General features: G+C 68.9%; 6 protein-coding genes. 2 read left to right on the forward strand and 4 right to left on the reverse strand.

Features of this window, described 5'->3' with window-relative positions; all coding sequences use genetic code 11:
- Both VJN29_RS06455 and VJN29_RS06460 read left to right on the forward strand, forming a co-directional pair.
- On the forward strand, positions 1 to 1,828 hold a 1,828-nt coding region (locus VJN29_RS06455; RefSeq protein WP_324142769.1), incomplete at its 5' end, for a hemagglutinin.
- A 193-nt stretch (positions 1,829 to 2,021) separates the two neighbouring features.
- The gene (locus VJN29_RS06460; protein WP_324142770.1) at positions 2,022 to 2,552 is read left to right on the forward strand and encodes a hypothetical protein; all 531 of its coding nucleotides are present in this window, start codon (positions 2,022 to 2,024) and stop codon (positions 2,550 to 2,552) included.
- Between the two features lie 277 nt (positions 2,553 to 2,829).
- Here the strand turns inward: VJN29_RS06460 and VJN29_RS06465 are convergent, their stop codons facing one another.
- From VJN29_RS06465 to VJN29_RS06480, 4 genes are all read right to left on the reverse strand, one after another.
- Entirely contained in the window at positions 2,830 to 4,821 is a 1,992-nt protein-coding gene (locus tag VJN29_RS06465; protein ID WP_324142771.1) for a TIGR03960 family B12-binding radical SAM protein, read from the reverse strand.
- 96 nt (positions 4,822 to 4,917) lie between these two features.
- The gene (locus VJN29_RS06470) at positions 4,918 to 6,780 is read right to left on the reverse strand and encodes a long-chain fatty acid--CoA ligase (RefSeq protein WP_324142773.1); all 1,863 of its coding nucleotides are present in this window, start codon (positions 6,778 to 6,780) and stop codon (positions 4,918 to 4,920) included.
- Positions 6,781 to 6,915: 135 nt separating this feature from the next.
- Positions 6,916 to 8,094 (reverse strand): FtsW/RodA/SpoVE family cell cycle protein, encoded by a 1,179-nt coding sequence (locus tag VJN29_RS06475; protein ID WP_324142775.1) that lies wholly within the window; start codon positions 8,092 to 8,094, stop codon positions 6,916 to 6,918.
- Entirely contained in the window at positions 8,058 to 9,029 is a 972-nt protein-coding gene (locus VJN29_RS06480; protein WP_324142777.1) for a bifunctional riboflavin kinase/FAD synthetase, read from the reverse strand. The genes VJN29_RS06475 and VJN29_RS06480 overlap by 37 nt, the downstream gene beginning before the upstream one ends.
- Between the last annotated feature and the right edge of the window lie 22 nt (positions 9,030 to 9,051).

Consider the following 9,051-nt stretch of genomic DNA (forward strand, 5'->3'; position numbering starts at 1 on the left):
CACACCACCCTTCACCATCGGCCCGAACGGCCAGGCCGTTGTGCCGGGGGCCGACGCCGACCAGAACCTTCCTGACGTATTTGGAAACGTCAAAGAGCTGGGCCCGCTGAACTCCAACACGACGAAGATCGGCGTGATCCACAACGACGCGCTGCCGACTCTCGGCGATACCAACCCCAACGGCCAGGTGGACCTGAGACAGGCCTGGATCGGCTCGGCAAGCGACGCCGACGGGGACGACTGGCTCTACTTCGCGTGGGAGCGTGACGCGGCGAACGGCAGCGGCTTCATCGCCTACGAATTCATGCAGGACCAGGCGCCCGCCGCCTGTGACTACAGCGACACCACGGCCAACCTCATCGCGAACTGCAACCCATGGGCCAACCGTCAGGCTGGCGACTTCATGATCCTGTGGGACCAGCAGGGCGGCAGCAGGGACCTGTACCTGCGCGTGTGGTCCGAGGACGCCAATGGCAACCTCGTCCTGAGCCCTACTGGCGACCCGCTCGACCCAGCCGTGTCGGCGGCCGCCTACAGCGCCGACGGGTTCCGCGGCGAGGCGGCACTCAACCTGACCGACACCGTCTTCGGCGGGTCGCAGGCGTGTCGGTCCTTCGCCAACATCATCCCGAGCACCGTGACCGGCAACTCGGACACGGCGGACTACAAGGACACGATCCTGCAGCCGACCGTCCCGATCGGGAACTGTGAGTCGACCACAAAGACCACGCCCCGGGTCGTCACCGACACGTCGACCAACCCGGACACGACCGACGATGTGCCCGCAGGTGGCGCATCGATAGGCTCCGGCGTGCTGGCCGTGGCGGATTCCGCCCTCATCAGCATCACCGGCGGCACCGCCACCCCGGCTGGTTCCGTCTCGTTCTTCCTGTGCAAGCTCGACGCGCCCGCACTGTGCACCAGTGGCGGGACGAGTGTGGGCTCGGTGAACCTGACGGGTGCGTCGTACCCGGTCACGGTTCAGTCTGCAACGGCCTATGTCACCTCGGCAGGCCGGTACTGCTGGCGCGCCGTCTACACCGGCGACCCGGACAACGGCATCGGCGGCTCGAACGACTCCGCTGCCACTGAGTGCTTCACCGTCAACCCGGTCACCCCTGGGCTCGCCACGACTGCGGGAGCGGATGTCTTCCTGGGCAGCCCCGTGACTGACACCGCCACCCTCACGGACCTCGCGACCCAGCCGGCCAACCCGGTGATCAACCTGACCGGCACCGCCGGTCCGGCCGCGGGCGGGACCATCACGTTCAAGCTGTACGGGCCTGACAACTGCACGACCTTGGCGTTCACCTCGAGCACCTTCGCAGTGAGCGGCAACGGCACGTACGGACCCGCATCGTTCACCCCGACGGCTCCGGGAACGTACCACTGGGTCGCCGAATACAGCGGCAACCTGCCGAACAACAACGCCACCTCGCACAACACCGCCTGCACTGACACGAACGAGGACGTCGTGGTCAACACGGTTGCCTCGTCCCTGACGAGCGCGCAGACCTGGGTCCCCAGTGACTCGGTCACGGTCTCGGCACCCGCTGGCGGAAACCTGGCTGGCACGGTCTTGTTCGAGTTCTTCACGAACGGCACCTGCAACGGCACGGCCGCCTACACATCGCCGCTGAGGACCGTCTCGGGAGCCTCACCACAGACCGTCACGTCTGGGAATGCGCCTGCGCAGACGGCCACCGGCTCGTTCTCATGGCGAGTCAACTACGACAGCACCAACGCGTCACAGCGGGACATCCCCGCAAGCTGCCACGAGACGTCGGCGCTGACGGTCACCAACGGCGGAACGATCTCGTCCCCGTGATGTGACACACGTTCGTGGACCCGCGCCCCCGGGCGCGGGTCCAAGGACCTTTCCTGACAGTCCCCACCTTCGGGCCGTGTGATGTCCAAGCGGAGATCGCGGCCTCTCCTGTACCGTGCCGCCGCTTGACGGCATGGAAAACCGGGCCCGAGATCGGGGGCTCGGGCCCATTGCACACCAGCAAGGAAGCACCATGAAGTACCTCAAGTCGCTACTGGTGGCGATCGTCGCGTGTATCGCGGCTGTCGCTCTTGGAACCACCTCGGCCTTCGCGGCCGTGACCGCGAAGTCCGAACCCACCATCGAGTTCGATGGCGCGAGCGCCACCGTTTCCGGCGGCAACTTCAGCGGGCTTGGCAACATCCCGCTCTTCGGAGAACTGACCGTGACCGGCATTGCGGAGTACACCTGCTTCAACCCGCAGGGACACCCATCGCCCGGCCAGAACCCGGTCGAAGCACAGGGCGGATCGTCCGGGCCGGTTGAGCTGCCCACCAGCAAGAACGGCCGGGCCACGGTCCCGGACATCACGGCAACCGTTACGGCACCTCCTACCCCGACCGCCCAGGAAGTGGGCTGCGGCGGGCAGGGCAGCACCCAGTGGACCGTCGTCCTCGACAGCCTGACGGCCACGGCCGCGCAGTTCGTCGTCACACAGGAGGGCGCCACGCTCTTCTGCTGGAACTACACGCTCGGTGGAGACCCCACAGGGACACCCTGCTGAGAATCCATCACACATGCTGGGCCCGGTCGACCACGTCGGCCGAGCCCACGCCCGTGTCCCCCCGCCCGCATCAAGCCGTATGCCGCCGGGCTGGCTCCTCGTCGAGTGTGCAGTTCGCGCCGCTTCACCTTCGTCGAGTGCCCAGTCCGCGCCACTCCTCGAGATCGAGTGTGCACTTTCGTGCGGCCCCGGGATGCGCACGAACTGCACACTCGACGAAGAGTTGGCCACGCTGGGAGTGAGCGTGGGTATGGGCGCGAGCCCAGCGGCATACGGGCTAGTGCTGGTGTTCGAGCAGGTCCTGGCGGCCGGCACCAAGGACGGTGAGCGGCAGCAGGGTCTTGCCGGTGGGGCCGATCTCGATATCGGTCCCCATCTGCGGGCACACGCCGCAGTCGAAGCACGGCGTCCAGCGACAGTCGTCGACCTCCCGCTCGTCGAGGGCGTCCTGCCAGTCCTCCCAGAGCCAGTCCTTGTCGAGGCCGGAGTCGAGGTGGTCCCACGGGAGCACCTCGTTCTCCTCGCGCTCGCGGGTCGTGTACCAGGCCACGTCGACCGGCTCGTCGGCGAAGCACCGCTCGGCGGCCCTCATCCAGCGCTCGTAGGAGAAGTGCTCGGACCAGCCGTCGAAGCGCCCCCCGTCGCGCCAGACCTGCTCGACCACCCGGCCAACCCGCCGGTCGCCGCGGGAGAGCAGTCCTTCGACGACGCCGGGTTGGCCGTCGTGGTAGCGGAACCCGATTGACGACCCGTAGTTGCGGTCAGCCCGGATCGCGTCCCGGAGCTTGAGCAGCCGGGCGTCCGTCTCCTCCGGACCGAGCTGGGCCGCCCACTGGAACGGGGTGTGCGGCTTGGGGATGAACCCACCGATCGACACCGTGCACCGGATGTCACGGCGCCCCGACACCTTGCGCCCTGTCTCGATGACGCGCCGCGCCACCTCGGCGATCTGGAGCACATCCTCGTCGGTCTCGGTCGGCAGGCCGCACATGAAGTAGAGCTTCACCTGCCGCCAGCCGGCCCCGTAGGCGGCGGCGACCGTGTTGATGAGGTCCTCCTCGGTCACCATCTTGTTGATCACGCGTCGGATCCGCTCGGAGCCACCCTCGGGAGCGAAGGTCAGGCCGGAGCGGCGGCCGTTGCGGGTCAGCTCGTTCGCGAGATCGATGTTGAAGGCGTCGACGCGTGTGGACGGGAGGGACAGCCCCGTCTGGGTGCCCTCGTACCGGTCCGCGAGACCCTTGGTGAGGTCGGCGATCTCGGAGTGGTCCGCCGACGAGAGCGACAGCAGCCCGACCTCCTCGAAGCCCGTCGCCGCGAGGCCGCGCTCGACCATCTCGCCGATGCCGGTGATGGAACGCTCGCGCACGGGGCGGGTGATCATGCCCGCCTGGCAGAACCGGCAGCCACGGGTGCAGCCTCGGAAGATCTCGACCGACATCCGCTCGTGGACCGACTCGGCGAGCGGCACGAGGGGCTGCTTCGGGTACGGCCACGCGTCGAGGTCCATCACGGTGTGCTTCGAGACACGCCAGGGCACGCCGTGCGCGTCGGCTGACGGGGCGACGCGCTGGATGCGTCCGTCCGGCAGGTAGGACACGTCGTACAACGAGGGCACGTAGACGCCGCCCGTGCGGGCGAGCCGCAGGAGCAGCTCGCGCCGGCCGCCGGGGCGACCGGTGGCCTTCCACCCGGAGACGATGTCGGTGATCGCCAGCACCGCCTGCTCGCCGTCGCCGATGACCGCAGCGTCGATGAAGTCAGCCACGGGCTCGGGGTTGAACGCCGCGTGCCCACCCGCGATGACGAGGGGGTGCTGGAGTGTGCGATCCGTCGCGTGGAGCGGGATGCCGGCCAGGTCGAGGGCCGTGAGCAGGTTGGTGTAGCCGAGCTCGGTCGAGAACGAGACGCCGAGGAGATCGAAGTCGCCGACCGCGCGGTGTCCGTCGACGGTGAACTGCGGCAGGCCGGCTTCGCGGAGGGCGGCCTCCATGTCGGGCCACACGGCGTACGTGCGCTCGGCCAGGGCATCGGGGCGCTCGTTGATGACCTCGTAGAGGATCATGACGCCCTGGTTCGGCAACCCGACCTCGTACGCGTCGGGGTACATCAACGCCCACCGGGTCGTCAGGTCCTCGCCGGACGGCCCCTGGCCGGCGACGTGCCAGTCCTTGACGGTGGAGTTCAGCTCACCGCCGACGTACTGGATGGGCTTGGTGACCCTCTCCAGCAGTGGCTCGAGGGCATGGAACATCGACTCGCCGGGCATCCGTCAATGGTACGTGCAGATCGAGCGTGCACCTTCGGCCAGCCGCTCGGGCTCGCCCACCTGCGACTCAGGCCGAAGGTGCACTCTCGACTCAGCTCAGTTGTCCTCGTACAAGGCGTCGAGCTGGGGCTGGTACTTCTCGGTCACGGCGCGCCGGCGGAGCTTCATGCTCGGGGTCAGGTCACCCATCTCCACGGTCAGGTCGTGGTCGAGGATGGTGAACTTCTTGATCGTCTCCCACCGGTTGAGGCTGTCGTTGAGCTTGTCGACGTAGCCCTGGACGAGCTCGCGAGCAGCGTCAGACGTGACGATCTCGGCATAGGACTTCCCGGCCATCCCGTTCGCGGCGGCCCACGCCGTGATCGCGTCCGGGTCGAGCGTGACCAGCGCCGTCGCGTAGTTGTGGCCCGCGCCGTGGACGAGGAACTGGCTCACGAAGGGGCACATGCCCTTGAACTTCGCCTCGATCTCGGCGGGGGCGATGAACTTGCCGCCCGAGGTCTTGAAGAAGTCCTTCTTCCGGTCGGTGACGTAGACGAAGCCGCGCTCGTCGATGCGGCCGATGTCACCCGTGTGGAACCAGCCGTCCTCGGTGATCACCTCGCGGGTGGCCTCCGAGTTGTTGTGGTAGCCGCGCATGACACCGGGGCCCTTCACCAGGATCTCGCCGTCCTCCTCTGCGATCCGAACCTCGGTGCCGGGCATCGGCCAGCCCACCGACCCGTAACGGTAGTTGCCCGGAACGGGCAGGTTGACGGTGGTGCCCGACGACGTCTCGGTGAGGCCGTAGCCCTCGAGCAGGAGCATGCCGACCGACCCGAACCACTTGGACACGTCTGCGTTCAGGGGCGCGGAGCCGCTGATCATGAAGCGGACCCGACCGCCGAAGCGATCCTGGATCTTGTGGAGCACGAGCTTGGTCGCGAGGTTGTGCCTGCGTGTCAGGCCGGAGGACGGGGTCTCGCCGCGCTCGAGCGTGTCCCGCATGTCGGCTCCGACCTTGAGCGCCCAGTCGATGAGCTTGCGCTTGATGCCGGTCTCCTCGCCGAGCATCAGCTCGACCCGGCCCCTGGCCTTCTCGAAGATGCGTGGCGGTCCCGCCATGAACGTCGGCCGGATGGCCGCCATGTTGTCGACGATCTTGTCGATCCGGCCGTCGACCGCGGTCGGGAAGCCGATCTGCAGGCCGATGGCGAGCAGCATCTTGCCGAAGACGTGCGAGAGGGGCAGCCAGAGGAACTGGAGGTCGTCCCGGTTGAGCGTTCCCGTCGCCTCGATGATGGCGCCCTCGTACACGACGCTGTCCTGGGCGAGACGAACGCCCTTGGGCCGGCCCGTCGTGCCGGACGTGTAGATCACGGTGGCAAGGCTGTCGGGACCGAGCTGGTCGATCCGTGCGTCGACCGCGCCCGGGTCGGCTGCGAGGAGCTCGCGGCCCTTGGCGGCGAGGTCGTCGGTCGTCATGACCCAACCGTCGCCGCCGGCCTCCCCCGACAACACGACGACCTGCTTGACGTGGGGGATCTGGGATCGGCAGGCCTCCAGCTTGGCCACCTGACCGGCGTCCTCGGCGAAGATGATCGCGCTGCCCGAGTCCTCGAGGATGTAGGCCACGTCCTCGGTGATGGTCGTCGGGTAGACCGTCGTCGTCGCGCCCCCCGCGCAGACGATGGCGAGGTCGGCGACGACCCACTCGAGGCGTGTCGTCGACGCGATCGCGACGCGGTCCTCGAGCTCGACCCCGAGCGCGATGAGCCCGGCCGCCCACTCGTTGACGATCTCCTCGGTCTGCTTCCACGTCAGGGTGGTCAGCTCGGGGGCGCCGTCCTTGAAGTAGAGGTAGGCGGGTGCGTCGGGCGTCGCAGCGACTCTGTTGCGGAAGAGGGCTCCCACACTGGGGGCACGGTTGTCGAGCAGGGACTGCTCGACAACGCGGTCGGCGAGGGCGTTCAGGGGCATTCGGACTCCTTCGTCGCAGCGGGGCCCGTCCTCGGCGACGGCGTGGCTCCCGCTTTGAGCCGGATGATGCCGCAATCGCCGCCAAACGTCACCCCGTCGACGCAGATCGGCATCACTCCGTGACCGATGGGTAACTTAACGTCGGCCGGCCAGACGCCGGTTCGCTGACTCCGCGGCGACGTTTCCGACGAGGCCGATCGCTACCCAGGCGGCGATCATGGAGGTGCCGCCATAGGACAGGAACGGCAGCGGGAGTCCGGTGACGGGCAGGAGCCCGAGGTTCATCCCGACGTTCTCGATGGCCTGGACGCCGAGCCAGACCCCGATCCCGGTGCTGAGCAGACGACCGAACGCGTCCGCGCGGCGGGCGACGACAAGAGCGCGCAGCACGACGAAGCCAAGCAGGATGACGACGCCCGATGCGCCGAGGAAGCCGAGCTCCTCGCCCGCAACCGAGAAGATGAAGTCGGACTCCTGGTACGGGATCAGCCCCGCCTGGGTCTGCCGACCGGCGAAGAGCCCCTGCCCGTCCCATCCACCCGAGGCGACGGCGGCCCGCACCTGCGTCGTCTGGTAGCCGATGCCCTGGGGGTCGAGCGACGGGTCGAGGAAGGCGCGCAGCCGATCTCGCTGATACGGGCTGAGCAGGGGGCTCGTGAACGCCGCCACGACGGTGGCGGCTCCAACCGCTGCGACGCCGACCGTCCACACGGCCGGGCCGCCCGCCGAGGCGATGACGGCCGCCGACATCGCGACGAGCACGAGGGCCGAGCCGAGGTCCGGCTGCGCCAGCACGAGAGCGATGGGCAGACCGGCGAGCACCCACGCCAGGGCGATGTCGCGGTGGCGCTGGCGTTCACCCCGGTCGGCCCGGTCGGCGAGGAGCATCGCCAGGCCGATCGCGAGGGCCACCTTCATCAGCTCGGAGGGCTGGATGGTGAAGCCACCCGGCAGCCCGATCCACGACCGCGATCCGTTGACCTGCCGCCCCAGTGGTGACAGGACGGCGACCAGGCCGAGGAGGGCGGCCACGTACACGAGAGGCGCCACGGCACGGATGAGCCGGACGTCGAGCCGCGTGATCAGGGCGGCCGCTGCCATCCCGACGACGACCGCGACGGCCTGCTTGAGCGCCATCGCAGCCCCGCTCTCGGCCCTCGTGGACGACCACACGAGGACCACCCCCACCACCGACAGGCCGGCTGCGCCGATGAACAGGCCGAGATCGACCCGCAGCCACGCGGGCGCCCACGGCTCGGCGGGGCCGGCGGCGCCGCCTAGGCGGGCACGGTCGCGGACAGGATCTCGCGGCACCTGGCGACGTCCTCGCGCATCTGGTCGATGAGCGCCTCGACCGAGTCGAACCTCAGGGTCGGCCGCAGGCGGGAGACGAAGTCCATGGCGACCCGCTCGCCGTAGAGGTCCAGATCCGTCCGGTCGAGGACGTAGGCCTCCACCCGGCGTTGGTGCCCGTCGAAGGTCGGGTTGGTGCCGATGGAGATGGCGGCGGGCAGGGTGCGGTCCACCGTGCCGGGGTCCAGGTCGAGGCGCACGAGCCAGCCGGCATAGACGCCGTCGCTCGGGACGAGGCCCGCGTGGTCGGAGGAGAGGTTCGCGGTGGGGAAGCCGAGGTCGCGACCGCGGTGGTCTCCATGGACCACGGTCCCGCTGACGCGATGCGGGCGACCCAGGATCTCGGCAGCATGCCGCACCTTGCCGTCCAGGATCTCCGCACGCAGCTGGGTCGAGCTCCAGCGACGGCCCTCGGGCGCGGCCTCCCCGATGTCGTCGAGTGCGATGACGTCGAACCCGTGCTTCTCTCCCAGCTCGGTGAGCGTGCCGACGTCCCCGGAGTTGCGCACGCCGAACCGGGTGTCCTTGCCGACGACGACGGCGACGGCGCCCAGTGCCTCGACGAAGGTTGTCTCGACGAACTCCTCCGGCGTCTGCTGTGCGAACTCGCGGGTGAACTGCAGCACGAGGGTGGCGCCCACACCGACGGAGTCGAGCGCCTCGAGGCGCTGCTCGAGCGACATGATCAGGGCTGGTGCCCGTTCGGGGTAGAGCACGGTCACGGGATGCGGCTCGAAGGTCACCGCCACCGGCGTCGCGCCCCGATCCCGGGCCTCACGGACGACCCGCCCGAGCACCTCGCGATGCCCTCGGTGCACGCCGTCGAAGTTGCCCAGCGTGACGACCGTCGGTCCCAGGTCCGATGGGATGTCCTCGAGGGCGTACCAGCGATGCACGGCGACCACTGTAGTGGCCGGG

The sequence above is a fragment of the Intrasporangium sp. genome, assembly GCF_035280925.1.
In the GTDB taxonomy this organism is placed as follows: Bacteria; Actinomycetota; Actinomycetes; order Actinomycetales; family Dermatophilaceae; genus Intrasporangium.